This window comes from Duganella sp. BJB1802, assembly GCF_013369445.1.
Classification (GTDB): Bacteria; Pseudomonadota; Gammaproteobacteria; order Burkholderiales; family Burkholderiaceae_D; genus Rugamonas; species Rugamonas vulcania_A.
In genome coordinates, this window is sequence record NZ_JABWEF010000009.1 from 56,347 (window position 1) to 81,595 (window position 25,249).

Annotated in this window: 19 protein-coding genes; 3 read left to right on the forward strand and 16 right to left on the reverse strand. The window is 66.5% G+C overall.

The genetic code is table 11. The features are described 5' to 3' along the window. Positions 1–54: 54 nt before the first annotated feature. The 3 genes from ccsB to HUX88_RS15645 form a co-directional block, all read right to left on the reverse strand. Positions 55–1,209, reverse strand: a complete 1,155-nt coding sequence (gene ccsB, locus HUX88_RS15635) for a c-type cytochrome biogenesis protein CcsB (protein ID WP_176362467.1) — start codon at positions 1,207–1,209, stop codon at positions 55–57. 25 nt (positions 1,210–1,234) lie between these two features. Next, positions 1,235–3,328 carry a cytochrome c biogenesis protein ResB gene (locus HUX88_RS15640; RefSeq protein ID WP_176362382.1) on the reverse strand — a complete coding sequence of 698 codons (2,094 nt, stop codon included), beginning with the start codon at positions 3,326–3,328 and terminating at the stop codon, positions 1,235–1,237. A 123-nt stretch (positions 3,329–3,451) separates the two neighbouring features. Then, positions 3,452–4,132, reverse strand: a complete 681-nt coding sequence (locus tag HUX88_RS15645; protein WP_176362383.1) for a cytochrome c — start codon at positions 4,130–4,132, stop codon at positions 3,452–3,454. Positions 4,133–4,268: 136 nt separating this feature from the next. On the opposite strand from HUX88_RS15645, the gene yihA reads away from it, so the two are divergent. Next, entirely contained in the window at positions 4,269–4,997 is a 729-nt protein-coding gene (gene yihA / locus HUX88_RS15650) for a ribosome biogenesis GTP-binding protein YihA/YsxC (RefSeq protein ID WP_117014443.1), read from the forward strand. Between the two features lie 26 nt (positions 4,998–5,023). Next, positions 5,024–6,040, forward strand: coding sequence for a porphobilinogen synthase (hemB, locus tag HUX88_RS15655; protein ID WP_176362384.1), 1,017 nt, complete (start codon positions 5,024–5,026; stop codon positions 6,038–6,040). 99 nt (positions 6,041–6,139) lie between these two features. On the opposite strand, the gene HUX88_RS15660 is transcribed toward hemB, so the two are convergent. From HUX88_RS15660 to HUX88_RS15705, 10 genes are all read right to left on the reverse strand, one after another. Next, complete coding sequence (locus tag HUX88_RS15660) at positions 6,140–7,372, reverse strand: ABC transporter permease (RefSeq protein WP_176362385.1); 1,233 nt, start codon at positions 7,370–7,372, stop codon at positions 6,140–6,142. Continuing rightward, the gene (locus tag HUX88_RS15665) at positions 7,369–8,571 is read right to left on the reverse strand and encodes an efflux RND transporter periplasmic adaptor subunit (RefSeq protein WP_176362386.1); all 1,203 of its coding nucleotides are present in this window, start codon (positions 8,569–8,571) and stop codon (positions 7,369–7,371) included. Before HUX88_RS15665 ends, HUX88_RS15660 begins: the two co-directional genes overlap by 4 nt. Continuing rightward, positions 8,568–10,556: an HlyD family secretion protein gene (locus tag HUX88_RS15670; RefSeq protein WP_176362387.1), complete on the reverse strand. Its 1,989-nt coding sequence runs from the start codon at positions 10,554–10,556 to the stop codon at positions 8,568–8,570. Before HUX88_RS15670 ends, HUX88_RS15665 begins: the two co-directional genes overlap by 4 nt. After that, positions 10,553–11,224, reverse strand: a complete 672-nt coding sequence (locus HUX88_RS15675; protein WP_176362388.1) for an ABC transporter ATP-binding protein — start codon at positions 11,222–11,224, stop codon at positions 10,553–10,555. Before HUX88_RS15675 ends, HUX88_RS15670 begins: the two co-directional genes overlap by 4 nt. A 93-nt stretch (positions 11,225–11,317) precedes the next feature. Beyond that, a complete protein-coding gene (locus tag HUX88_RS15680; protein ID WP_229213345.1) occupies positions 11,318–12,157 on the reverse strand; it encodes a hypothetical protein in 840 nt (279 codons plus the stop codon). A gap of 243 nt (positions 12,158–12,400) precedes the next feature. Further along, complete coding sequence (locus HUX88_RS15685) at positions 12,401–14,311, reverse strand: FAD/NAD(P)-binding protein (RefSeq protein ID WP_176362389.1); 1,911 nt, start codon at positions 14,309–14,311, stop codon at positions 12,401–12,403. A 70-nt stretch (positions 14,312–14,381) separates the two neighbouring features. After that, positions 14,382–17,528, reverse strand: a complete 3,147-nt coding sequence (locus HUX88_RS15690; RefSeq protein WP_117014451.1) for an efflux RND transporter permease subunit — start codon at positions 17,526–17,528, stop codon at positions 14,382–14,384. 3 nt (positions 17,529–17,531) lie between these two features. Then, complete coding sequence (locus tag HUX88_RS15695; protein WP_176362390.1) at positions 17,532–18,668, reverse strand: efflux RND transporter periplasmic adaptor subunit; 1,137 nt, start codon at positions 18,666–18,668, stop codon at positions 17,532–17,534. A 99-nt stretch (positions 18,669–18,767) separates the two neighbouring features. Further along, positions 18,768–20,126, reverse strand: coding sequence for an ATP-binding protein (locus HUX88_RS15700; protein WP_176362391.1), 1,359 nt, complete (start codon positions 20,124–20,126; stop codon positions 18,768–18,770). Then, a complete protein-coding gene (locus HUX88_RS15705) occupies positions 20,123–20,851 on the reverse strand; it encodes a response regulator (RefSeq protein ID WP_117014453.1) in 729 nt (242 codons plus the stop codon). Before HUX88_RS15705 ends, HUX88_RS15700 begins: the two co-directional genes overlap by 4 nt. 196 nt (positions 20,852–21,047) lie before the next feature. Between HUX88_RS15705 and HUX88_RS15710 the strand changes: the two genes are divergently transcribed. Beyond that, a complete protein-coding gene (locus HUX88_RS15710) occupies positions 21,048–21,545 on the forward strand; it encodes a Spy/CpxP family protein refolding chaperone (RefSeq protein ID WP_117014454.1) in 498 nt (165 codons plus the stop codon). 18 nt (positions 21,546–21,563) lie between these two features. On the opposite strand, the gene dsbD is transcribed toward HUX88_RS15710, so the two are convergent. The 3 genes from dsbD to HUX88_RS15725 all read right to left on the reverse strand — a co-directional run bounded on the left by dsbD (position 21,564) and on the right by HUX88_RS15725 (position 25,156). Beyond that, the gene (gene dsbD / locus HUX88_RS15715; RefSeq protein ID WP_229219372.1) at positions 21,564–23,513 is read right to left on the reverse strand and encodes a protein-disulfide reductase DsbD; all 1,950 of its coding nucleotides are present in this window, start codon (positions 23,511–23,513) and stop codon (positions 21,564–21,566) included. Between the two features lie 138 nt (positions 23,514–23,651). Next, positions 23,652–24,050, reverse strand: a complete 399-nt coding sequence (gene rplQ, locus HUX88_RS15720; protein WP_008444345.1) for a 50S ribosomal protein L17 — start codon at positions 24,048–24,050, stop codon at positions 23,652–23,654. A gap of 128 nt (positions 24,051–24,178) precedes the next feature. Beyond that, positions 24,179–25,156, reverse strand: a complete 978-nt coding sequence (locus tag HUX88_RS15725) for a DNA-directed RNA polymerase subunit alpha (RefSeq protein WP_008444343.1) — start codon at positions 25,154–25,156, stop codon at positions 24,179–24,181. Positions 25,157–25,249 lie beyond the last annotated feature (93 nt).

A 25,249-nucleotide genomic window follows, 5' to 3' on the forward strand; every position in this document is an offset into this window, starting at 1 on the left:
TACCAATAGCCTGAACCTTACACCAATCTTGGCCAGCAAAAGTTCACATCGCGTTTACAACTTGCCGTAAGAATGCAGGCCGGACAGGAACATGTTCACGCCCAGGAAGGCGAAGGTGGTCACCAGCAGGCCCACCAGCGCCCACCATGCCGCCGGACGGCCGCGCAGGCCCGTCATCAGGCGCATGTGCAGCCAGGCCGCGTAGTTGAGCCAGACGATCAGCGCCCAGGTTTCCTTCGGATCCCACGACCAGTAGCCGCCCCACGCCTCGGCCGCCCACAGCGCGCCGAGGATGGTGGCGATGGTGAAGAAGGCGAAGCCGGCCGAGATGGCCTTGTACATGACGTCGTCCAGCACCTCTTCCGACGGCAGGCGGTCCACCAGGCGGCCCGAGGTCTTCAGCAGGTAGGCCGCCGCCACCATCGCGGCCAGTGCGAAGTTGCCGTAGCCAATGAAGTTGGCCGGCACGTGGATCTTCATCCACCAGCTTTGCAGCGCCGGCAGCAGCGGCTGGATGTCGGCGGCGTCGCGCGAGGTGGTGTACCAGAACAGGAAGCCGATCGCGGCGGTGATGACCAGCGTGACGAAGGCGCCCAGCTGGCGGGTGGCGTAGCGCTGCTCGAAGTACAGGTAGAACATCGCGGTGATCAGCGAAAACAGGATAAACACTTCATACAGATTCGACACCGGAATGTGGCCGACGTCGGTGCCGATCAGGTAGGACTCGTACCAGCGCACCATCATGCCGGTCAGGCCCAGCACCACGGCGGCCCAGCACAGCTTGGAGCCGATGCTGAAGGCGGACTCGGAGCGGGCGGCCGAGCCGATCACGTAGAACAGCGTCGACAGGCAGAACATCACGCTCATCCACAGGATCGCGGACTGGCTCGACAACATCATGCGCAGCCAGAACTTCTTGGTGCCGTTGTCCAGCTCGCCGGCGTACATGGCGATCGCGCCCAGCGCCAGCAGGGCCACCAGCGGCATCAGCCAGCGCGCCGGCTTCCAGTGCCAGCCCAGCGCGGCGAACGCCGGCGCGGCGGCCAGCAGGATGCCCTTCTCGTAGATGTCCATGTAGTGGCCGTAGCGGTTCAGGCCGAACAGCGAGCCCGCCAGCAGCGCCAGCGCGAACACCCAGTCGAACGCGGTCAGGCGCTTGAAATAGCCGGGCGCCTGGGTATAGGTTTGGGTCGATTGCGTCAGTTCCATCATTTCTCTCCGTGGCCGCTACAGCTTACGCCGATTGCGGCAGCTTTTCTTTCAAAGTTTCAAACTCGCGTTCGAAGTCCAGCGTTTTGCGCTGGGTGCTCATGGCCATCAGCGCCTCGGCGCCGGCGCCGTCGTCCTTGATCCACACCCACAGGCGGCGTTCGCGGATATAAAACATCGAGAATACACCCAGCACCAGGAATACGCAGCCCAGGTAGACCACCTTCTTGCCCGGCGAACGGGTGACCTGGAACACCGAGGCCTGGACCTGGGTGAAGTCGTCCAGCTGCAGGTAGACCGGCGCGCCGTAGAAGTAGGCGTCCGACAGCGCGTTGGTGGACAGTTGCAGGAAGCGGGCGTGGGCCTCGTCGGCGCTGACCGGCTCCAGACCGTCCTTGGCGCGGGCGGCCTGCCACAGGTCCCACAGGCTGCCGTTGAGGATCTTCATGAAGACGTCGGCGGCCTTCTCCTGCTCGGCGGCCGGGATCTTCTCCAGGAAGCGCGAAATGGCCACGAAGCCGGCCGCCTTGTCGTTGCCGGCGAAGATGGTCAGGCTCTTCTCGGCCGAGGCTTGCAATTGGCCGCGCAGGACGTCGCCGTTGGGCGACTGCGGCGTGGCGCGTTCGGCGTAGCGCTTGGCGGCGGCGGCGCGCAGGGCCGGGTCGTTGAGGGCGGCGCGCAGGCGCATCCATTCGGTCACGCTGTGGGCGTCGTCGGCCGGGATGCGCAGGAAGCTGAACGGGTCGGACGGGTTGACTCGCATGCCGGCCAGGAACACCGTGGCGCCGTCCACCGTCACCGGCTGCATGTAGTTCTGGTATTCGCGCGCCTGGCCGGTCTTGTCGCGCAGCTTGTAGGTCACGCTGGGGCCGACGTTCTTCAGGTCCTTGTTGTTGGCGTTGCGGCCGGCCGAGCCGGTGTGCTTGTCGAGGCTGTTGGCGAACTGCTCTTCCAGGCTCTTGCCCTTGGTGACCGCGCGCGCGTCCTGCGTGGCGGCCAGGTTCTCGACGTTGAACGGACGGAAGCCCGACCATTCGACGGTGTAGGCGTCGCCCATGGCGGTGCTGCCGCCGACCTCGCCGGCAATGTCGAACTTGGTGGTGCCGCTGCCGACCATCGGGTAGCCGCTCAGCTTGAGCTTGCTGCCGCCGTCGTCAAAGCTGGACTGGTAGATCGCCAGGCCCTTGTACAGCAAAGGCTTGTTGACCTCGATGACGGCCTTGACCACCTCGCCGCTGGCGTGGTCGCGCACCTCGACCTCGCTGGCGAACAGCTTGGGCATGCCGGTGGTGTAAAAATCAATGTTGAATTTTTTCAGCTTGATGGTGAACGGCAGGTCCTGAATCAGGACGCCGTCGGGACGGGTGATGATGGCGCTGTCGCTGGTCGAGCCTTCCGGGATCATGGTGTTGCCGCGGAAGGTGGGATTGCCCAGGCCCAGGCGGCTCTTGGCCGGCACCGCCGAGATCAGGCCGCTGCCGTTGAACGGCACTTTGCCGAGGAACCATTCCTGCAGGCGGATCGGCACGTCCGAATCGAGCAGGCCGCCGATGCAGATGACCACGATGGCGGTGTGCGCGAAGATGTAGCCGAACTTGTTGGCCGCGCCGCGCTTGGCCGCCACCAGCGTGCCGTTGTCCTTGTCCACCAGCTTGACCTGGTAGCCGGTGTCGGCCAGGCGGGCGGCGGTCTGCTGCGCCAGCGCGGCGCGCGCCAGCGGCGAGCGCCACTGCATCTTGTGGTGGAAATTGAGCAGCGAATTCTCGCGCACGTTCTCGCGCCAGCTGCGCATGTCCTTGAGCATCTTGGGCGCGTTGCGGATGATGCACAGCGAGGTCGACGTCACCAGCGTGGCCATCAGCAGCAGGAACCACCAGGCCGAGTACACGGTGTACAAGCCCAGCTTGCCGAACACCTCGAACCAGAACGGGCCGAACTGGTTGATGTAGTTGTTGGTGGCCTCGCCCTGCTTCATGACGGTGCCGACGATGGCGGCGATGGCGATCATCGCCAACAGCGCGATGGCGAAGCGCATGGAGGAAATCAATTCGACCAGTTCGCCGACGAGGGGTCGGCGGGTCTTCAGTTCGATGCCGGTGGTGCTGGGGCTGCTGCTCATGCTGGAACGATCTCAAAAAAATATGCTGGGGGCAGCATAACAACAAAAAGGGCAGCCCGCTTACGCTGCCGCCCTCTATGCACTATCAGTTGCACCGCAACCCAAGGGCGCGGCCAGCTGTTCTTATTTCAAGCCGGCGACGTAATCGGCCACGGCTTTCATTTCTTCATCCGACATGCGCTTGGCGATGGTGGTCATCTGCGCGCTGTTCTTGCGGCCGTCGGCCTTGAACAGGCCCAGCTGGGCCACCGTGTAATCCTGGTGCTGGCCGGCGATGCGTGGATATTGCACCGGGATGCCGGCGCCGGCGGCGCCGTGGCAGCTGGCGCAGGCCGGAACGTTTTTCTCGGCGATGCCGCCGCGATAAATCTTCTTGCCCAGTTCAACCGTTTCCTTGTTCTTCGCCGCGCCAGGCTTTTGCGCCTGGGTGGCCAGCCAGGCCGAGATATTGTGCTTTTCCTCGTCGGTCAGCATCTTGGCGAAGGTGGTCATGACCGGTTGATTCCGCTCCGGGCCGGAAAAGTTCACCAGCTGCTTGTACAGGTAGCCTTCGTGCTGGCCGGCCAGTTTCGGGTTGACGGTGATGGTGGAGTTGCCGCCGTCGCCGTGGCAGGAAACGCAGGCCGGCAGGCCGCGCGCAGCGTCGCCGTTTGCAAACAGGGTGCCGCCTTTGGCCGCATCGACTTTGGGCGCTGCCGCTTCGGCGTGGGCCGGTTTTTTTTCTTCAGCGGCGGATGCGGTGCCGGCAACGGCCAGCAGGGCCACCAACAGGGATTTTACAAACGGTGAAAACGCACGATTCATTCAAGCACCCTCAAAAAAGTTTGTCGAACGTATGCCGCAGGCTAGTAGCTATCGGCTATGGCAACACTTCGTAACCACTCATTGTACAATAGCTTTCCAGCATATTTGCTCCCTTTTGTTGCATTTCCCCCATCTCATGTCCAAACTCTGGCAAGCCCGCTTCTTTACGACCGTCAACCAATTGCGCGATCTGCCCGACACCACCGTGCCGGAAATCGCCTTTGCAGGTCGCTCCAACGCCGGCAAATCGACCGCCATCAACATCCTGTGCAACCAGAAGGGCCTGGCGTTCGCGTCCAAGACGCCTGGCCGCACGCAGCACATCAACTACTTCTCCATCGGCGGCGCGCACGTGGCGCAGCACCGCAAGGATCCGACCATCGTCGACGAGATCGAATGCCTGCTGGTGGACTTGCCGGGCTACGGCTACGCCGAGGTGTCCGGCTCGGCCAAGCTGCACTGGCAGCGCCTGCTGGGCGACTACGTCCAGCGCCGCGAGCAACTGGCGGCCTTGATCTTGATCATGGATTCGCGCCGCCCGTTCACCGAACTGGACATCCAGATGCTGGAATGGTTCGCCCCGACGGGCAAGCCGATCCATTGCATTCTGACCAAGGTTGACAAACTGAACCGCAATGAATCCGTCAACGTGCTGCGCCAGGCCAAGGCCAAGCTGGACAGCTATGTCGACGAAGACGGCGAAGGTTTCCCTTTCACCGTGCAACTGTTCTCCGCGCTCAAGCGCATCGGCATCGAAGAAGCCAACGACAAGATCCTAGAACTGGCCGGCGTCACCGATGACGAAGCGGCGGCCCAGGTCGATCTGATCGAGATGGAAGACGACGTCGAGCCCGACGAGCAATAACCCCACAGCATAGGAAAGTTTTAGCGATGCACAATCCACACGTTTCCGCCCAATTCCCCGCCATCCGCATGCGCCGCATGCGCCGCGACCCGTTCTCGCGCGCCCTGATGCGCGAAAACAACGTCACCGCAGCGGACTTGATCTACCCGGTGTTTATCCTCGAAGGCACGCAGCAGCGCGAGCCGGTGTTGTCGATGCCGGGCGTGGAGCGGGTGTCGGTGGACGTGCTGCTGAAGGTGGCGCAGGAGTGCGTGGAGCTGGGCATTCCGGTGCTGGCGCTGTTCCCGGTGATCGACGCCGCCAAGAAGACGCCGGACGGCATCGAGGCGACCAACCCGGACGGCCTGGTGCCGCGCGCGGTGCGCGCCTTGAAGCAAGCCTTCCCCGAGCTGGGCATCCTGACCGACGTCGCGCTGGACCCGTACACCAGCCACGGCCAGGACGGCCTGATCGATGAAAACGGTTATGTGATCAACGACCTCACCACCGACATGCTGGTGCGCCAGGCCCTGTGCCAGGCGGACGCCGGCGTGGACGTGGTGGCGCCGTCGGACATGATGGACGGGCGCATCGGCGCGGTGCGGGCGGCGCTGGAAGCCAAGGGGCACATCCACACGCGCATCATGGCGTACTCGGCCAAGTATGCGTCGGCGTTCTACGGCCCGTTCCGCGACGCGGTCGGCTCGGCCAAGAACCTGGGCAAGAGCGACAAGAACACCTACCAGATGGACCCGGCCAACAGCGACGAAGCGTTGCGCGAAGTCGGGCTGGACCTGGCCGAAGGCGCCGACATGGTGATGGTCAAGCCTGGCATGCCCTACCTGGATATTGTGCGCAGGGTCAAGGACGAGTTCAAGGTACCGACTTTTGCGTACCAGGTCAGCGGCGAATACGCGATGATCAAGGCCGCCGCGCAAAACGGCTGGTTGGACCACGACAAAGTGATGATGGAATCGATGCTGGCCTTCAAGCGCGCCGGAGCCGACGCCGTGCTGACCTACTTCGCGCTGGACGTCGCCCGCCTGCTCAAAGCATCAAAATAACCCCTGGGGTCAAGTCTGACATTCGGACACGAGCTCTGCAGTAGGCGCGTGCCTACTGCAGAGCTCGTGTCCGAATGTCAGACTTGACCCCAATTTTATTTAGTCGCTGCGCAGGGCGGCGATAGGATCGAGGGCGGCGGCCTGGCGGGCGGGGAAGACGCCGAAGGCCAGACCCACGCCGACACACAGCAACACCGCTACGATCAAACTCAACGGCGACCAGGCGACCGACCAGCCGGCCAAGGCGGCGATGCTGTAGGCGGCGATCGCACCCAGCGCCACGCCCAGCAGGGCGCCGCTGACGGCGATCACCAGCGCCTCGGCCAGGAACTGCTCGATCACGTCCCGCCGCCGCGCGCCCAGCGCGCGCTTCAGGCCCACTTCACGCCGCCGTTCGAGCACGTTGGCCAGCATGATGTTCATGATGCCGATGCCCCCCACCAGCAACGATACCGCCGCGATCGAACTCATGACGATGGTGAAGATCCGCTGCGTCTGCTGGTTCTGGCGATACAGGCCCATCGGTACGATCAGGTTGGTGTCGTCGGCGCCGCCGTGGCGCTGCGTGATCAATGCCTGCAGCACGCGCGCCGCGCTGTCGGGCGCCACGCCGCCGCCCAGGCGCACGCTGATGCCGTCCACCTCGTCCTCGATGCGCTTGAAACTGAAGCGCGCGCGCCCCGTCTCCCACGCCACGAACAGGCGCTCGTCATCCAGTCCCAGCTTGACGCCTTCGAAGTCGGACTTGCTTTGCGCGCGGTCGGCAAGCACGCCGACCACTTCCAGCCACACGTGGTTGAGCTTGACCCGCTGGCCGATCGCCGCGCTGTCGCCGAACAGGGTGCGCGCCAGCCGCGCGCCGACCACGCACACCGGCGCCAGCGTAGCGCCGTCCTGCGCCGCCAGCCAGCGGCCGCTGGCCACCAGCAGGCCGCCGTGCGCCGCGTACGATGGCGACACCGCATAGGCCCGACCCGCCACCACCTTGTCTCCCAGCACCAGCTGGTCGACCTTGATCTCCTTCTTCAGCGCCACCGACTGCGCGCCCGGCACCACCGACAGCGCCGCGTCGGCGTCGGCGGCGGACAGGCCCAGCGAACGCGTGCGGATTTCCTTCAGCTGCTCGGGCTCGATGGCCTTGCTTTCGATGAGCACGTTGTCCAGGCCCAGCTCGGCCACCAGCCGCAGCGCCTCGCGCTTGCTGCCCTCCCCCACCGCCAGCATGGCGACGATGGCGGCCACGCCGAAGATCATGCCCAGCAGCGTAAGCCCGGTGCGCAGCTTGCGCCGCAGCAGTTCGGTCACGGCCTCCCGTATCAAGGACAGGTTCATGATTTCACCGCCGTCGACGGCGGCAGCAGCACGATGCGCGCGCCGGCCGTCAATCCGCTTTTGAGTTCGCTGCGCACCGGGCCGCGCTGGCCCAGCTCGATCTTGTGCCGCACCGGCTTGCCCTGCTCGTCCGTGTAGACGGCGTAGCCCGCGCCCTCCTGCACCAGCGCCAGGTTGGGCACGGTCAGCGCGGCCGGCCGCGTCACCAGCTGCACCGTGCCGCGCAGCGCCTGGCCGGGCTTCAGGCCCAGCTTGAGCGCGGCGTCGTTGGGGATGGCGGCGTCGAAGTCGCTGTACTTGACGGGCGAGTCGGTGGAGGTGGTGCTGGCGCTGCTGCCGACGCGGGTGATGGTCAGGGTCAGCGCTGTGCCGGTGCCGGCCAGCCGCGCCTGCACCGGCAGCCCGGCCTTCAGGCCGAAGGCCTGGCCCTCGGCCACGGTGAAGTGCGCCACCAGCTGGCGCAGGTCCGGCAGCATGCCGAACTCCTGCCCGGCCGACTGGCTGGCGCCGATCTCCGGCTTGGCGCCGTCCCAGCGCGGCACCAGCAGGAACACGCCGTCGTGCGGCGCCACCAGCTCCAACGCGTCCAGGCTGTCGCGGTTGCGCTTGGCCGTCTGCTCCACGCTGTCGCGCTGCGAGTGCAGCACCGCGTCCTGCGCGGCCGTGCGCGCCTTGGCCTGGCCGCCCTTCCAGTCCAGGTAGCCGCGCTTGGTGCTGAGGAAGCCGACGTCGGCCAGCGCGTCGAGGATGGTGTTGCGGGCGAAGATGGTCAGGTCGACCTTGGCGTAGTGCTGGCTCAGGCGCAGGTCGTCCTCGACCTTGGCGCGCTCGCCGGCCAGCGTGCTGCGCTCGACCGAGGCGTTGCCGGTGTTGCCGGCTTCGGCGATGGTCTTGCGCAGCAGTTCCAGCTCGGCCTGCGACAGCTCCATGCGCGCCTGCGGCGCGTCGAAGCGCGCCACCACGTCGCCCTTGCGCACGGCGCTGCCGTCGGCCACCATGTCCACCAGCACGCGGCTTTTCCAGCCGCTGCCGGGCACGGTCAGCGCGGTGCTGGCGGCGGCCTTGATTTCGCCGTCCACCGTCAGCGTCTCGGCCCACGGCCGCGCGGCCAGGGTTTCGACGGCGCCCGGCGCGATGACGGCGTCGCCGCCGCAGCCGGCCAGCGCCAGCAGTATCAATGCCACACTGGTTTTGTTCATTGCTTGTGTTCCTTGGCGCGCGCGTCGGCCACCAGCACCGCTTGCACGGCGGCGCCCGGTTTGAGGCCGGCCGGCGCGCCGTCAAACTGCAGTTCGAGATCGCGCACGATGGTCGATTGCGCGGTGGATTTGCCGTGGAAGGCGCGGCCCAGCGCCACCACGTGCGCGCTCAGCGCCTGGTTGGCGCCCGGCACGGTCACGCGGGCCTGCTGGCCGATGCGCACGTGCGACGCCTGCGCCTCGGGAATGGTGGCGTTGACGTACAGCTGGTCCGGATCGGCCAGCGTGGCGACCGACAGCCCCATCCACACCTGGCTGCCGACGGCGAACTTCTCGCCCGAGAAGGTGGTGCGGTACATCACCAGTCCCTTGCGCGGCGCCAGCACGGTCAGCGCCGCCTGGCCCCTGGTCAGCGCGTCCAGTTGCTGCTGCAGGTCCGCCACCTCCGCCTGCAGGCCGGTGAGCTCGGCGCGGCGCGCGCGGATCTGCACGGCGCGCTGCTCGACCGTCAGCTTGGCCAGCGCGGTCTTTTCCGTGCGTTCGATGACCAGCTTGTCGTAGTCGACGCGGCGTATCAGTTCCTTCGGCTGGCTGGCTTTGCGCTCGGCCTTTTCGGCGTTGCTTTGCGCCTCGGCCACGGCCAGCTCGCCGGCGCGGTCGGCCTCGGCCTGGTCGAGCTGCAGCTTTTCCAGCGCGCGCTGCTTTTCCCGCAGCTGGCCTTGGTACTGCATCAGCTGGGTGGTCACCTCGCCCGATTCGAATTGCGCGATCGGCTGGCCGGCATTGACCAGCGCGCCCTCGGGGGCGATGCTGGCCAGCTTGTATTGCCACACGTAGGGGATGGTGGGCGGCGATACCGGCAGCGCCTGGCGCGAGGCGATCTCGCCTTCGATGGCGGGCGGCTCGGCGGCGCCGGCCGGCTTGGGCGCGGCGTTCGCAGCGGACGCGGCGGCGTGCGGTTCGGCGAACACGCTCATGCCCGCCACCAGCGGCAGGCCGTGCCCTTCCGGCAAGGCGATCCTGACGCGGAAGTAGCGTCCGTTGCCCCAACTGGCGCGCGCTTCCGGCGCGCTGGTGATGGACTGGATCTTGCCGGTCAGCGCGGCGCCGGGCAGCGCGTCGAAGCGCAGGCCGAGCTCCTGGCCTTCCGTCAGGTAGGGACGGTCGGCCTCCAGCACCCAGGCGGTGACCGCCATCCGGCCGTTGCCCTGCACCACGCCGGCGGCGTTGCCGGGCCAGGCCGACGAGCCTTCCTCGAAGCGTTCGCCCTTCCACGGGCTGTAGCCGTGCACCACCACGCCGTCGCGCGCGGCGCGCACTTCGGACTGCTTGAGCTGGACAGTCTGGAAGGCCAGGTTGATCTGCATTTTCTTCACTTCCAGCTCGCCGTCCTCGCGCCGGCGCACCACCGATTGCCGGTAGTTGTCGCGCGCTTCGAGCTTGACCGCCAGGTCGCGGGTGGCGCGGTCGAGCTCGGCCTGGTTGCGGTCGTAGTTCAGCGCGGCGATCTGCTGCTTGGGCAGGGCCGCGTCCACCTTGGCCTTGGCCAGCGCGGCCTCGGCGCTGATCAGCGCTTTCTCGGTGTCGATGGCGCCCGCTTCGAGGGTGGCGGTCTCGCGTTCGACGCGCGCGATGGCGCGATCCAGTTCGGTCTTCAGGCGGTCGATGTTGGCTGCGCCGCCGGTTTCGATGCGCAGCACCAGGTCGCCGGCCTTGACCGGCGTGCCCTCGGCCACGAAGTTGCGCAGCACCAGCGGCGATGAATTCGACGGCGGCACGACGATGGTTTGCGTGTCCAGTGCTTCGACTTCGCCGGTCAGCAGCACCGGGCGCGCGGCGGGCGCCGGGGCCGGCACGACGCCGGCGTTGCCCGGCGTGGCGCCGGTGGACGAGGCCGAGGTGCCGCCGGACGACACGGCGGCGGCGATGCCGGCGGCCAGCAACGGCACGGCGCACAGCACGGCGATGGTGGAACCCGGCTTCATGCGGCCACCTCGTCGATGCGGCCGTCGCGCAGATGGATGGTGCGCTGGGCGCCGGCGGCGATGGCCGGATCGTGCGTGACCAGCACCAGCGTCTGCCCGCCCGCGTGCAGTTCCTTCAGCAGCGCCAGCACGTCGGCGGCGCTTTTGGAATCGAGGTTGCCGGTGGGTTCGTCGGCCAGCAGCAGCGCCGGGCGGTTGAGCAGCGCGCGGGCGATCGCGGCCCGTTGCAGCTGGCCGCCGGACAGCTGGCCCGGCAGGTGGCCGGTGCGCTCGCCCAGGCCGATGCGCTCCAGCAGCGCGACCGCGCGGCCGGCCGCTTCGGGATCAACGGCGCGGGCGTAGCGTTGCGGCAGCAGTACGTTTTCCAGCACGGTCAGGCGCGGCAGCAAATGGAAGGACTGGAACACGAAGCCGATGCGGCGGTTGCGCACCTCGGAGGCGGCGTCGTCGTCGAGGGCGCTGATCTCGTCGTCGGCCAGGCGGTAGCGGCCGCTGTCGGGACGGTCCAGCGCGCCGAGCACGTTGAGCAAGGTGGATTTGCCGGAGCCGGACGGCCCCATGATGGCGACGAACTCGCCGGGGGCGATGTGCAGGTCGATGCCGTCAAGGGCACGGATGTCGTTGCCGCCCTGGCGGTAGGTCTTGCGGATCTCGCAGAGTTCTATCATCGGGAAAGTATCTCCGTCGATGATAGATTTGTCAATTAACCAATTTGTCTTTTGGTGTAACTATTTTCACCACGCTTAGCCGATTTTGGCAAATCAGCGGCCGGCGCCGCGCGTGTATTCGGGGAACATTTCCTTGAGCAGGAAGGCGATCAACTCCTTCTCGTCCTCCTTGCGCGCGCTCAGCGTGACCACCTTGCCCAGGCGGCGCGAATCCCATTCGAAGTCGCCCGGCTTTTCCTTGCGGATGATCTTGACCATTTCCTTGGCCACGGCGGTTTCGATATCCTGCTCGGCGCCCTGCTCGACGTGGATCTGCTGCAGCCAGCGGCGCTTGAAGTTGGTGTTCCAGCCGCGGAACTTCACGTCCGCGCTGTGATAGCTCTTGTCGACCGAGAAGATGCCGCCGGTGTCGTCCTTGTCGGCGCCGCTGGTGCGGCCCTGCGCGCCGGCGATGTTGGCCTTGGCGATGCGCAGCGAACGTTCGCTGTCGCTCTCGGTCGGAGCCGCCGGCGCCGGTTGCGGGTTGTTGGCCTCGCGCGCGGCGCGGCGCTTGGCGATCATCTCGGACATGTCCTGCTCGGGCGGCGGCGTCATGGTCGCCTGCACCGGCGGCACATAGGTTTCCAGCTTGGGCCGGATGGCGGCCGGCGCGTCCTTGGAGGCGACCTGCTTGCGCGGCGGTGGCGGCTTGGCCTTGGCCACCTCGGTCTTCTTGGGCTCCGGCGTGGGCTTCTTGGTCGCCTTCTCCGGCAGCGGCGCGATGTAGACCATCACCCCGCCCTTGGGCGGCGCGGCGTGGGTGGGCTTGGGCGTGGGCGACAGGAAGTAGTACAGCACGCCCAGCAGGTGCAGCGCGATCGAGATGCCGACGCCGATGCGGTTGGACTGCGATTTGCGATCCCATGCGGCGTACCGCTCCCCGGCCTCAGGCAAACGCTGGCCGCACGTTTCGCAATATTCGGAATTTGCAGAAAGTATATGGGAATCGTGATGCAAAATAGCAAACCTTGAACGGAACGACGTCGAGAAAATGCGGCCATAGTGCCAGAGTCCCGCATTTTTGGGAACCGCTGTGCAAGGCCATGATAACGCGCCGGACTCCGGCGCGTACGCTCCAGGAAGGGTAGCTTACAAGTTCCACGTCTTGACGGGTGTTACCGTATGTATCAACCGGCTTTACAAAGTGACGTGTGGCAACGCCGCCGGGGACGCCGGGGCGGTGGCGTGGCGGGTCTCCGGCAGGGGGACGGCGTCCATGCGGGCCAGCATGGCGTGCACGCAGCGGTCGGCGTCCAGCACCTGGCGCGAGCGCATTCCGGGCCGTGGCAGGGCGTGCGTGTAGTAGTGCGCGCCCTCGACCAGATAGCCCAGCGCCCACAGGTTGCGCGACGGCTGGCCGAAGTCGTCGCGCGGCTGGCCGGCGGCGTCGATGTCCAGTCCACCGGGGTGGTAGGCGCCGTTGTAGTACGGCCGCGCCAGCCCCCGTTTCAGCACATTACGGATGAGTAAGGAATCGTCCAGCTCGGGCAAAAAGGCGTCCAGGCGGGCCACCACCAGCACATCGGCCTGGTGCCGGGCCTCGCTGTCGCCAAAACCCGTGCTCAGCACGTAGCGCGCGTTCTGCTCGTCGAGCTCGATCGTGCAGCCGGGGCCGGAAGCGATCTCGATCACGCCCGCGTCCAGCAGCGCCAGCAGTTCCTGGTTGCGGCGCAGCGGCGGCCCGAAGGCCACCCGGTTGATGGCCGGGTGGTAGACCTCGAGGAAGCGGCGGTGCGAGGCCGGCGTCAGGCCGCCGTGCTCGACCGCCGCCTGCAGCGTGGCGCGCACGTCGCGCAGCACGTCGGTGGCGGCCTTGACCGCGCTGCCGACGTTGCCCAGCCGGGCCTCGGCCAGGTCGTCGCGCAGCCAGCCGGTGAAGAACTGGCGGAACTCGTCGAGCGAGCCGAACTCGCGCCCCCGCAGCGGAAACAGCAGCTGGTCGATCAGCGCGCTGTCGCCGGCGGTCAGCGTGTAGCGGGCGGGATCGATGGCGGCGCCGTCGGGCCGGGCCATGGCCAGCGTGTTGCGGTAGACCCAGCCCATCTCGCGCTTGAGCAGCGGCAGCAGCTCGCGCTCGAAGTCCAGCTGGCGGCTGCCGCGCGAGGCCAGCGCCAGGCGGCGCAGCGCGTCCACCGCGTCCGGCGTGAAGTAGCGCGGCTGGTGGCGGCCGTCCAGTCCCTTCTGGTTGACGCCGCGCGCGGCGGCCGGCAGGCAGTTGCGCGAGCACAGCGTCAGCTGCGGCTCGGCGCCCGAGCGTTCGTAGCGCAGGCCATCCTCGCCCTGCACGAAGGCGCCGCCCCGCCCCACCGTCAGCTCGGCGATGATGTCGTGCGCGCTCAGGCCCAGGCCCTGGATGGCGACGCGGGTGCCGGCGCCGATGCCGTCGAGCCGGGTCAGCGGATAGGCGTGGCGCACGAAGGCCAGCCGGCTGTTGTGGCGCGCGTGCTCCCGCGCGAAGGCGGCCAGCATGTCGTCCATCGCGCTGGGCTGGTTGCGGCCGTGGCCGGTGGTCAGCACGACGAAGTCGCTGTGCACCAGGTAGCCGGTTTCCAGCTCGACGGTGTGGCGGCCGTCGGCCTGGCGCCACAGGTCGGTGGCGCGCAGGCGGTGGTGGGTCAGGCGCACGCCGGACGGCAGCGCGGCGGCGATCTGGCGGTAGCCCCAGGCCAGGTATTCGCCCAGCAGGCTGCGCGGCAGGTAGTCGGCTTCGGTGATCTCGTCGCCGCCCTGCCCGCCGAGGCGGTAGTAGCGCTCGCCGACGCGGCGGTAGCCCTGCTGGCGCGCCCACGCGGTCAGCGAGGGCGTGGCGCACACCGGCGCGTGCTGCACCGCGCCGGGCGCGGGAAACAGCGTCACCTGGCTGGCGATGGTGTTGATCAGCAGATGCTGCGGCTGGCGCGTGCCGTGCACGCCGGGACCGCAGTCGCCCGGTTCGATCAGGTTGATGTCGAGCGGCAGCTGCAGGCTGGCGGCGGCCGCCGCCAGGCGTTCAAAAGCGCTGAGCCCGCGAGGGCCCATGCCGACGATGGTGACACTGTAGCGTTTCATCTTTCCGTCCTTTTATTATGGTCAACTTGCCCATAATAAATAGACGATCTTCAGAGCAACTTGTGACCGCTCAATGCTTGACGGTGTTCACCGCTTTCAGTGGTACGGCGTGCACACCCGGGGCGGGCGGCACGTCGCCGGCGGCCAGTTCGTCGTCGCTCATCGGGCCGGTGCCGCTGTACTTGTCGAGGAACAGGTAGATGACCGGCGTGATGTACAGCGTGATCACCTGCGAGAAGATCAGGCCGCCGACCACGGCCAGGCCCAGCGGCTGGCGCAGCTCGGCGCCGGCGCCCAGGCCCAGCGCGATCGGCAAGGCGCCCATCAGCGCGGCCATGGTGGTCATCATGATCGGGCGGAAGCGCAGCACGCAGGCTTCGCGGATCGCCTCGGCCGGCGTGCGGCCCTCGTTGCGCTGCACGTGCAGCGCGAAGTCGATCATCATGATGGCGTTCTTCTTGACGATACCGATCAGCATCAGGATGCCGATGATGGCGATCATCGTCAGGTCCAGGTTGAACAGCCGCAAGGTCAGCAAGGCGCCCACGGCGGCCGACGGCAGGCCGGCCAAGATGGTCAGCGGGTGGATGTAGCTCTCGTACAGCACGCCCAGCAGCACGTAGATCACGCCCAGCGCGGCGATGATCAGGATCAGCTGGCTGCCCTGCGAGCTCTGGAACACGGCCGCGTCGCCGCCGTAGTTGGTGATGATGGACGGCGGCAGGTGCATGTCGGCCCCCATCTGGTCGATCTTGGCGGTGGCCTTGCCCAGCGGGACGTCCGGCGCCAGGTTGAACGACAGCGTGATCGCCTGCAGCTGGCCCTGGTGGTTGACGGCGGTCGGGCCGATGGTGCGCTCGACCGTGGCAAAGCTCGACAGCTGCACCAGGTTGCCGCTCTTGTTGCGCACCGAGATGCGGGTCAGCGCGTCGTCGAACTGGCGGTCGGCGGTGGCCGCCTCCAGGATCACGTAGTAGCTGGCGGCTGGCGAGTAGATGGTCGACACCTGCCGTTCGCCGAAGGCCAGGTAGAGCGCGGTGCGGATGTCGCCGATGGCCACGCCGAGGTTGTTGGCCTTGTCGCGGTCGATCTTCAGCGAGGCTTGCAGGCCCTTGTTCTGCGAATCGCTGGTGACGTCGCGGAAGTCGGGATCGGCGCGCAGCTGGTCCAGATACTTTTGCGCCCAGTCGTTGAGCGCGCCGGGGCTGACCGATTGCAGCGTGTACTGGTAGCGGCTCTTGGACTGGCGGCCGCCCAGCTGCAGGTTCTGCACCGGGCTCAGGTAGACGGAGATGCCGGCCACCGACTTGGTGGCCTTGCGCAGGCTGTCGAGCACCTGCGGCATTTTCTGGCGCTGGTCGCGCGGCTTGAGCACCAGGAACATGCGGCCGCTGTTGCCGCCGCCAACAAACGAGGTCACGTCCTGCACGTTGGGGTCGGCCTTGATGACGGCCGCCACGCGCTCCTGCAAGTCCATCAGCGAGGACGAGGAGATGTCCTCCGAGGCCTCGGTGTTGACGCGGATCTGGCCCAGGTCCTCCTCGGGGAAGAAGCCTTTCGGGATGGTCACGTACAGCACCGCCGTCAGCGCGAAGGTGCCGATCGCGGCCAGCAGCACGATGTAGCGGTGGTGCAGCGCGATGTCGAGCGTGCGGACGTAGCCGTTGCGCAGCGCGGTGAAGCCGGTCTCGAACCAGCGGCCGATGAAGCCGCCCTTGTCGTGCTCGGGATCGATGGCGTCGGCCGGCAGCAGGCGGCTGGCCAGCATCGGCACCAGCATCAGCGACACCGCCGCCGACACCAGCACCGACAGCGCCACCACCACGGCGAATTCATGGAACATCAAGCCGATCACGCCGGGCATGAAGAAGATCGGGATGAACACGGCCACCAGCGAGACCGAGATCGAGATGATGGTGAAGCCCATCTCCTTGGCGCCCACCAGCGAGGCCTGCAACGGCTTCTTGCCGAGCTCGATATGGCGCACGATGTTCTCCAGCACCACGATGGCGTCGTCCACCACCAGGCCGACCGCCAGCGTGATGCCGAGCAGGGAGACGTTGTCGAGGCTGTAGCCGAAGGCGTACAGCAAGGCCAGCGCGCCCAGCAGCGAGATCGGCATCGTGATGGCCGGGATGAAGGTGGCGGCCGCGCGGCGCAGGAACAGGAAGATCACCAGCACCACCAGGAAGATGGTCAGCAGCAGGGTCAGGTTGACGTCGTGGATGGCTTCGCGGATCGACACCGAGCGGTCGTTGACCAGGTTGATGTTGATCGACGCCGGCAACTGGTTCTTGAAGCGCGGCAGCAGGCGGCGCACGCCGTCGACCACCTGCACGGTGTTGGCGTCCGGCTGGCGCTGCACCAGCAGCACGATGGAGCGCTCGCCGTTGTAGCTGCCGGCGGTCTTGACCGACTGGAAGCTGTCCTCCACCGTCGCCACATCCTTCAGGCGCACCGGCTGGCCGTTGCGCTGGGCGACGATCAGCTCGGCGAACTCGGACGCCTTCATCAGCTGGGCGTTGCCCTGGATGGTCAAGGTCTGGCTCGGGCCGTCGAGGATGCCCAGCGGGGTGTTGGCGTTGGCCGACTTGATCGCCTGCTGCAATTCGTCCAGCGTCAGGTTGCGGGCGTTCATCAGCTCGGACTTGGCGCGCACGCGCACGGCGAAACGCTTCTGGCCGTTGACGCTGACCTGGGCCACGCCAGGCAGCGTCGACAGGCTGGGGGCGATCAGGTTCTCGGCGTAGTCGTTCAGTTCGGCCAGCGTCAGCGATGGCGAATTCATCGTCATGAACAGCACCGGCGCGTCGGCCGGGTTGACCTTGCGGTAGGACGGCAGGTCGGTCATCTCGATCGGCAACTGGCGCTGGGCGCGCAGCAGCGCCGCCTGCACGTCCACCGCCGCCTCGTTGACGTTGACGCTGGGGTCGAACTCCAGGGTCAGCGAGGAATTGCCCAGCGTGTTGGTGGAGGTGATCAGCGACAGGCCGGCGATGGTGGAGAACTGCTTCTCCAGCGGCAGCGCGACGGACGAGGCCATCGTGTCCGGCGCGGCGCCCGGCAGGTCGGCCGAGACGTTGATCACCGGCGTGTTGTAGCTCGGCAGCGCGGCGACCGGGATGTAGAAGTACGACAGCACGCCGGCCAGGATCAGGGTCAGCGACAGCAGCACCACCATCACCGGCCGGCGGATGCACAACTCGGAGAGGTTCATCGCTTAGCCTTTCTGCTTGGTCGCGTCGGCGGGCTTGTCGGCGCCGGCGATACGCACCTTGCCGCCCGGCCGCAGGTTCTGCTTGCCGTCGACGATGACTTGTTCGCTGCCGCTCAGGCCGGTCACGGCGGCGTTGTCGCCGAACGAATACAGGCGCTTGATGTTGACCACCTTGGCGGCGTGGTCGGCGTCGACCGCGTAGATGAAGGTGCCGCGCGTGTTGCTGATGATGGCGTTCTGCGGGATCACCATGGCGTCCTTCAACACCTGCGAGACCAGCTTGGTGTTGACGTACTGGCCCGGCCACAGTTTGGTGTCCTTGTTGTCGAACTGGGCCTTCACGCGGATCACGCCGGCGACCGGGTCGACCGTGTTGTCGATGAAGCTGAGCGCGCCGCTGATCTCCTGGCCGCCGCCCTGCACCACCTTGACCGGCACCGCGCCCTCATGCTGCGCCTGCAGCAGGCCGGCCAGCGCCGACTCCGGCAGCGTGAAGGAGACGTTGATCGGATCGAGCTGGGTGACGGTGGTGAGCGACGTGGCCAGCTGCACCAGGCTGCCCGGATAAACGTTGATGGCGCCGACGCGGCCGTTCATCGGCGAGCGGATCGCGGTGTAGCTGGCGTCCACGCCCACCGAGCGGGCGGCGGCGATGTCGGCCTGCAGCAGCGCGCGCGCCGAGTCGACCTGGCTCTTCAGCGTATCGACCGCGCCCTGGGCGATGAAGCTCTTGGCCAGCAGTTCCTGCGCGCGCTTGTACTGGCGCTCGTAGTCGGCCAGCGCGGCCTGGTCGCGTGCGACCTGGGCCTGAGCCTTGTCGAGGTTGGCGCGCTCGCTGCGGTCGTCCAGCGTGAACATCAGCTCGCCCGATTTGACGAACTGCCCTTCCTTGATGTGCACCTTGGCGATGGTGCTGGTGGTTTGCGGATGCAGGTCCACCGTGCTGATCGGCGTGACGGTGCCGTTGGCCTGCAGCACCACGGGCACATCCTGGCGCACCGGCGCGATCACGCTGACGGTGGTCGGGCCCTGCTGGCCCTGGCCCTTCGGCTGCTCGGCCGTTTGATGCGTCGCGTACCAGACGCCGCCACCGACCACGGCGATGGCGCCGACCAGAACTGCTAAGGAAGATTTTTTCATTATTTATTAAACTAGGTTTACTGTCGAAAAACATTACCACCCCGGACAAGGCGGAATATTGTCGCACAGTATTTACTGGAAAAACCGCGCCCTGCGGATTCAGGCGCCGGCGTAGTATTCCGGCACGATCAGCGTCACCTCCAGGCCGCCGTCGGCGTGGTTGGCCAGCATGACATTGGCGCCGTGCTGCTCGGCGATGTTGCGGGCGATGGTCAGGCCCAGGCCGGTGCCGCCGGACTCGCGCGAGCGCGAGGTTTCGATGCGGTAGAACGGTTCGAACACGCGCGCCATCTGGTCCGGGTCGATGCCGGGGCCGCCGTCGCGGATGCGGATGCGCGCCGCGCCCACCATGCGCTCGACCGTGACGTTGGCGTAGTGGCCGTACTTGACGGCGTTGTCGATCAGGTTGACCAGGCAGCGGCGGATCGCCATCGGCCGGCCCATCAGCGCCATCGCCGCGCGCCCGCGCAGTTCGACCGACTGGCCGCCGTCGGTGGCGTCGCTGCAGACGCTGTCGAGCAGCGCGTCGAGGTCCAGCGCCTGCATGGTTTCGGTGGTGTCCATGCTGCGCGCCAGGTCCAGGCCTTCCTTGACCATTTGCTGCATCGCCGACAGGTCCTCGATCAGGCGCTGCTGCAGTTCCTGGTCGCCGACCTTTTCCAGCCGCAGGCGCAGGCGGGTGAGCGGCGTCTGCAGGTCGTGGGTGATGGCGGCCAGCATCTGCGTGCGCTGCATGATGTGCTGGCGGATGCGCGCCTGCATGGCGTTGAAGGCTGCGCTGGCCTGGCGGATCTCCACCGCGCCGCTCAACACCACCGGTGCATGATTGATGTCGTTGCCCAGGTCCTTGGCGGCCTGCGCCAGCCGCTTGAGCGGACGCACCGTCATGCGCGTGACCAGGTAGGCCAGCGCGGCGATGCAGACCAGGAAAGGCAAAATGGCCAGCAGCTCGCTATGGCCGGACGGCGGCGGCGCGCGCGGCGGCAGCACCGACAGCTTGAGCACCTGGCCGTCGTGCAGGCGCACGTTCATGGTCTCGCAGGTGCCGCGCCATTGGCTGGGCGCGAAGATGTTGCTGCTCTTGCGTGGCAGGTCGCATACGGCCGGGTGCTCGGCCAGCGGCGCCAGCCGGTAGCCGTCGCCGAGGCGCTGCTGCAAGGTGGCCGAGAACTCGGTCGGCGGCAAGGTGGCTGCAGCCCACGGCATATCGGTAGCCTGCAGCTTGACGGTGCCGCGCGTGGCCATCCGCAGGTAGGTCGGGCGCGAGGCCTCGGGCAGCACGTCGGCGGTGGTGATCAATTGTTCGGCGCGCTCGAGCGCGTGGAAGTCGCGGTAGCGCTCCAGCGCGCGCACGCGCTCGCCCACGGCCAACCACTGGGTCAGCGCCGCCGACGCGACGATACCGAGCAGCAGGATCAGGAACACCCGCCCGGTCATCGAGCCGAAGAAAGCTTTCACGCCTGCGACTCCACGGTGACGGTGCCGGCCAGCACGTAGCCGCCGTTGCGCACGGTCTTGATGATTTGCGGCAGGCGCGCGTCCTCGCCCAGCTTCTGGCGCAGGCGGCTGATCTGGATGTCGATCGAGCGGTCGAACGGGTCGGCGTCACGGCCCTGGGTGAGGTTGAGCAGCTGGTCGCGGTTGAGCACGCGGTTCGGGTGCTCGAGGAAGACTTTGAGCAGGCGGAACTCGGCGCCCGACAACATGATGACGATGCCGTCCGGATTGAGCAGGTGGCGCGCGGTCAGGTCCAGCGTCCAGCCGGAGAAGCGCATCAGCTGCGCCTTCTCGGCGCCGCTGCCGACCGGCATGGCGTTGCTGCGACGTAGGACGCTGCGGATGCGCGCCAGCAGCTCGCGCGGCTCGAACGGCTTGGGCAGGTAATCGTCGGCGCCCATTTCCAGGCCGAGGATGCGGTCGAGCGGCTCGTTGCGGGCGGTCAGCATGATGACCGGCAGCGTGGAGTGGGCGCGCAGCTTGCGGCACAGGGTCAGGCCGTCGTCGCCGGGCAGGTTGAGGTCGAGCACGACCAGTTCGGGCCGGGCTTCGTCGAGCAGCTTCCACATGGCGGCGCCGTCGGCGGCGCACAGGGCGCGGTAGCCGTTCGATTCGAGGTAGTCGGCCAGCAGGGTGCGGATGTCGCGATCGTCGTCGACGATCAAGATAGTTGATGTGGGTTCCATACGCTAATTATCCCCAGTTAGCCGGTGCGTGACCAATCACCAATTGTATCGTCTTGTATATCTCTCCAGTGACGAAACATCTGGATACAAAAACCGCCAACTGCGACACTTGGTGGCAACCTTGCGCTGCCACTATGGGTTCAAGCGCGCTGCCCATGCATCGCGATACTCAACTTTCAACGATAGAGGAACGACCATGAACGTCTTACGCAAAAGCATATTGATCGGTTTTACCGTGGTGGGCATGGCGGCGTCGCAGGCGCAAGCGCAAACAGAAAACTCGGCGCCTCCGGCCGGCCGCCACGGCGCCGCCGTCAACCGCGAGCAGATGCAGGCCAAGATGGCGGAGATGTTCGCCAAGCGCCAGGCCAAGCTGCATGACCTGTTGAAGCTGACCGCGCAGCAGGAGTCGGCGTGGGCCAGCTACCAGGCCGCGATCGCGCCGGCCGCGACCGGCGGCATGATGCCGGACCGCGCGGCCATCGCCAAGATGTCGGCGCCGGACCGGCTGGCCAAGATGCTGGACCTGAGCAAGCAGCACCAGGCCAAGATGGAAGCCCACCTGACCGCGCTGACGGCCTTCTACAGCCAGCTGACGGCCGAACAGAAAGCCATCTTCGACGACCATACGCGCGGCGGCGCCCATGGCGGCCACGCGGGTCCGCGCGGCGGCTGGCACAGCCACCAGGGCTGAGCCCTTAGAGTTGAGCTTTTAATTCAGGCGTGACAGCGATGCGGTGAATTTCGCCGCATCCTGGAAGCCGATGACGCGGGCGCCGTCGATTTCCCTGCCCTGCTTGTCGAACAGGATGATGCCCGGCGGGCCGAACAGGCCGAAGCGTTTCAGCATGGCCTTGTCGTCGGCGTCGTTGGCGGTCACGTCCACTTGCAGCAGCAGGCTGTTGGCCAGCTTGGCGCGCACCTGCGGATCGACGAAGGTCAGCTTTTCCATTTCCTTGCAGGACACGCACCAGTCGGCATAGAAGTCCAGCATGACGGTGCGGCCGCCGGTCTGCGCCAGCAGCGCGTCGAGCTGCTGCACGGTCTTGATGCGCTGGAACGCCAGCGTTTCATGCTTGGCGCCGAAGTGGGCCAGCGGCGCCAGCGGATCGCGTCCGCCGCTGGCCACGCCCACCAGTTGCATCAGGCCCAGCACGGCGGCGACGACGCCGACCGACTTGGCCAGCCATTTGCCGCGATGCGTCAACAGGTAGACACCATAGGCGCCCAGCAGCACAACCCAGCCCAGCATCTGCACAACCGGCGGCAGCACCGGCGACACCAGCCACCAGCCCATCGCCAGCATCAGCACGCCGAAGAAGCGCTTGACGGCATCCATCCACATGCCGGCGCGCGGCAGCAAGGCGCCGGCCGACACCCCCACCAGTATCAGCGGCACGCTCATGCCGACCGCCAGCGCGAACAGCGCGCTGCCGCCCATGACGACGTCGCGGCTCTGGCTGATGTACAGCAGCGCGGCGGCCAGCGGCGCGGCCACGCACGGGCCGACGATCAGCGCGGAGATCGCGCCCATCACGAACACGCCGGCCAGCTTGCCGGAAGATTGACGGTTCGACACCGTGCTCAGTTTCGATTGCAGCGCGGCCGGCACTTGCAACTCGTAGTAGCCGAACATCGACAGCGACAACGCGGCCATCAGCAGGGCGAAGGAGCCCAGCACCCAGGCGTTCTGCAGCGCGGCGTTCAGGCCCGCGCCCGCGAGGCCGGCGGCCACGCCCAGCGCGGTGTAGACGATGGCCATGCCGAGCGAGTACGCGACCGACAACAGCAGGCCGCGCGCGCGGCTGGTGTTGGCGCCTTCGCCGACGATGATGGAGGACAGGATGGGCACCATCGGCAGCACGCACGGCGTGAACGACAGGCCCAGGCCCAGCAGGGCGAACAGCGGCAAGATCAGCAGCAGCTTGCCGGACTTGAGGGCGGCTTCAAGACGGCCGGCGTCGTCGGCCGGCGCGGTGGCCGCGGCTGGCGGCGCCAGCGGCGGCAGCATGGTGGTGACCGGCTCGGGGATGGCGCGGATGGTGACGCCTGGGGTGACTGCGGCGGGTTTGCCTTCGCCGGCGGCTGCGCTCGACGCTGCGGTCGCGCCGGCGGCTGGAGTGGTGCCGGCGGCTGTGGCCGCAGCGGCGGGCGTTGCGGCCTGTACCGGGGAGGCTGCGCGCGCCGCCTGGTTGCCGCCGGCGGCATTCGCGGGAGCACCAGGCAGCGGCACCGAACCGCTGCCGACCAGCGAGGCCTTGTATTCCTGCGGCGCGTAGCACAAGCCCTTGTCCGAGCAGCCCTGCCCCACCGCCACCAGCGTGAACGGGCCGTCGGCCTCGACCGGCATGGTCATGGTGACGCTCTTGCGGTAGGTCTCCACGTTCTTCTGGAAGGTCTCATCGAAGTGCACGGTGCCGGCCGGGATGGACAGCGCGCCCAGCTTGGCGCCGGTGGCGCTGAACTTGAAGCGCTCGCGGTACATGTAGTAGCCGTCGGCGATCTGGAAGCTGACCGACAACGTATGGCCGTCGACCATGCGGGCCGAGAACTTGAAGGCCGCATCGGGCTCCAGGAAGCCGTCGTCGGCCAGCGCGGGGCGCGCCATCAACAGGGCGATCAGCGACAGCAAGGGCATGAAAAGGCGGGCAATACGCAGCATGGGTTTTCTTTCGACGAAACGAGCACCAGCATAGTACACCTGGCTTAGTTTTTGCGCCTGAGAGCGGCCTTAAGCCCGGCCATAAAAAAAGCCAGGCGGTAAGCCTGGCTTTTTCGTAACGCGGTACAACTGCGAAGATTACTCTTCTGCGGTTGGCGCTGCGTCGATGTCGGTGACTTCTGGACGGTCCATCAGCTCAACGTAAGCCATTGGAGCGTTGTCGCCAACACGGAAACCCATTTTCAGGATGCGCAGGTAGCCGCCGTTGCGGTTTGCGTAGCGTGGGCCCAGTTCTGCGAACAGCTTCAGAACCATTTCACGATCGCGCAGACGGGAGAATGCCAGACGCTTGTTAGCCAGGGTGTCGGTCTTGCCCAGGGTCAGGATCGGCTCAACTACGCGGCGCAGTTCTTTAGCTTTTGGCAGCGTGGTCTTGATGGCTTCATGACGCAGCAAGGAAACGGTCATGTTGCGCAGCATTGCCAGACGGTGGGACGAGGTACGATTCAGTTTACGGAGGCCGTGACGGTGACGCATGGTACTTCCTTTCAGGTGTTTAAATCCGAGTTCTTCGATCGCTCACGTTTGACGGGGAGCGCGGACCGGTTCTAGGGATAACGCCCGCTACGACATGTAGCGGGCGGGTACGACAAAATGCAAATCTGTTATTTTTCCAGACCAGCAGGCGGCCAGTTTTCCAGCTTCATGCCCAGGGTCAAGCCGCGGGAAGCCAGCACTTCCTTGATTTCGTTCAGGGACTTGCGGCCCAGGTTCGGCGTCTTCAACAGTTCGTTTTCCGAACGCTGGATCAGGTCGCCGATGTAGTAGATGTTTTCCGCTTTCAGGCAGTTGGCCGAACGCACGGTCAGTTCCAGGTCGTCCACTGGACGCAGCAGGATAGGATCGACCAGCGGTGCGCGCGAAGGAGCTTCAGCAGCGGCTTCGGTGCCTTCCAGGGCGGCGAACACGTTCAGTTGATCGACCAGCACGCGGGCCGATTGACGGATCGCTTCTTCCGGCGAGATCACGCCGTTGGTTTCGATGTTGATGATCAGCTTGTCCAGGTCGGTACGCTGTTCCACGCGAGCGGACTCGACGAAGTAGGAAACGCGGCGCACCGGCGAGAACGATGCATCCAGAATGATGCGGCCGATGGTCTTGTTGGTGTCTTCGGACAGGCGGCGGACGTTGCCCGGCACATAGCCACGGCCTTTTTCCACTTTGATCTGCATGTCCAGCTTGCCGCCGGCGGTCAGGTGGGCGATCACGTGGTCCGGATTGATCAGTTCCACGTCGTGTGGCAGATCGATGTCCGAAGCCAGGATGGCGCCTTCGCCTTCCTTTTTCAGGGTCAGGGTGACGGAGTCACGGTTGTGGACTTTGAAGACCACGCCCTTCAGGTTCAGCAGCAGGTCGACGACGTCTTCCTGCACGCCGTCGAGCGACGAGTATTCGTGTACAACGCCCGCGATCGTCACTTCGGTCGGCGCGTAGCCCACCATCGACGACAGCAGTACGCGGCGCAGCGCATTACCCAATGTATGGCCATAGCCGCGTTCGAACGGCTCCATCACTACTTTAGCGTGGCCGGCGCCCAGCGCCTCTACATCGATAATACGTGGCTTCAACAGACTGTTTTGCATGTAAATGTCCTTTTCAATACCCTCGGCGCGTTAGGCCGATAAGGCTGATGGCATTAGTGAAAACGCCCGCTGGTCACAGCGGGCGGGTTTTGG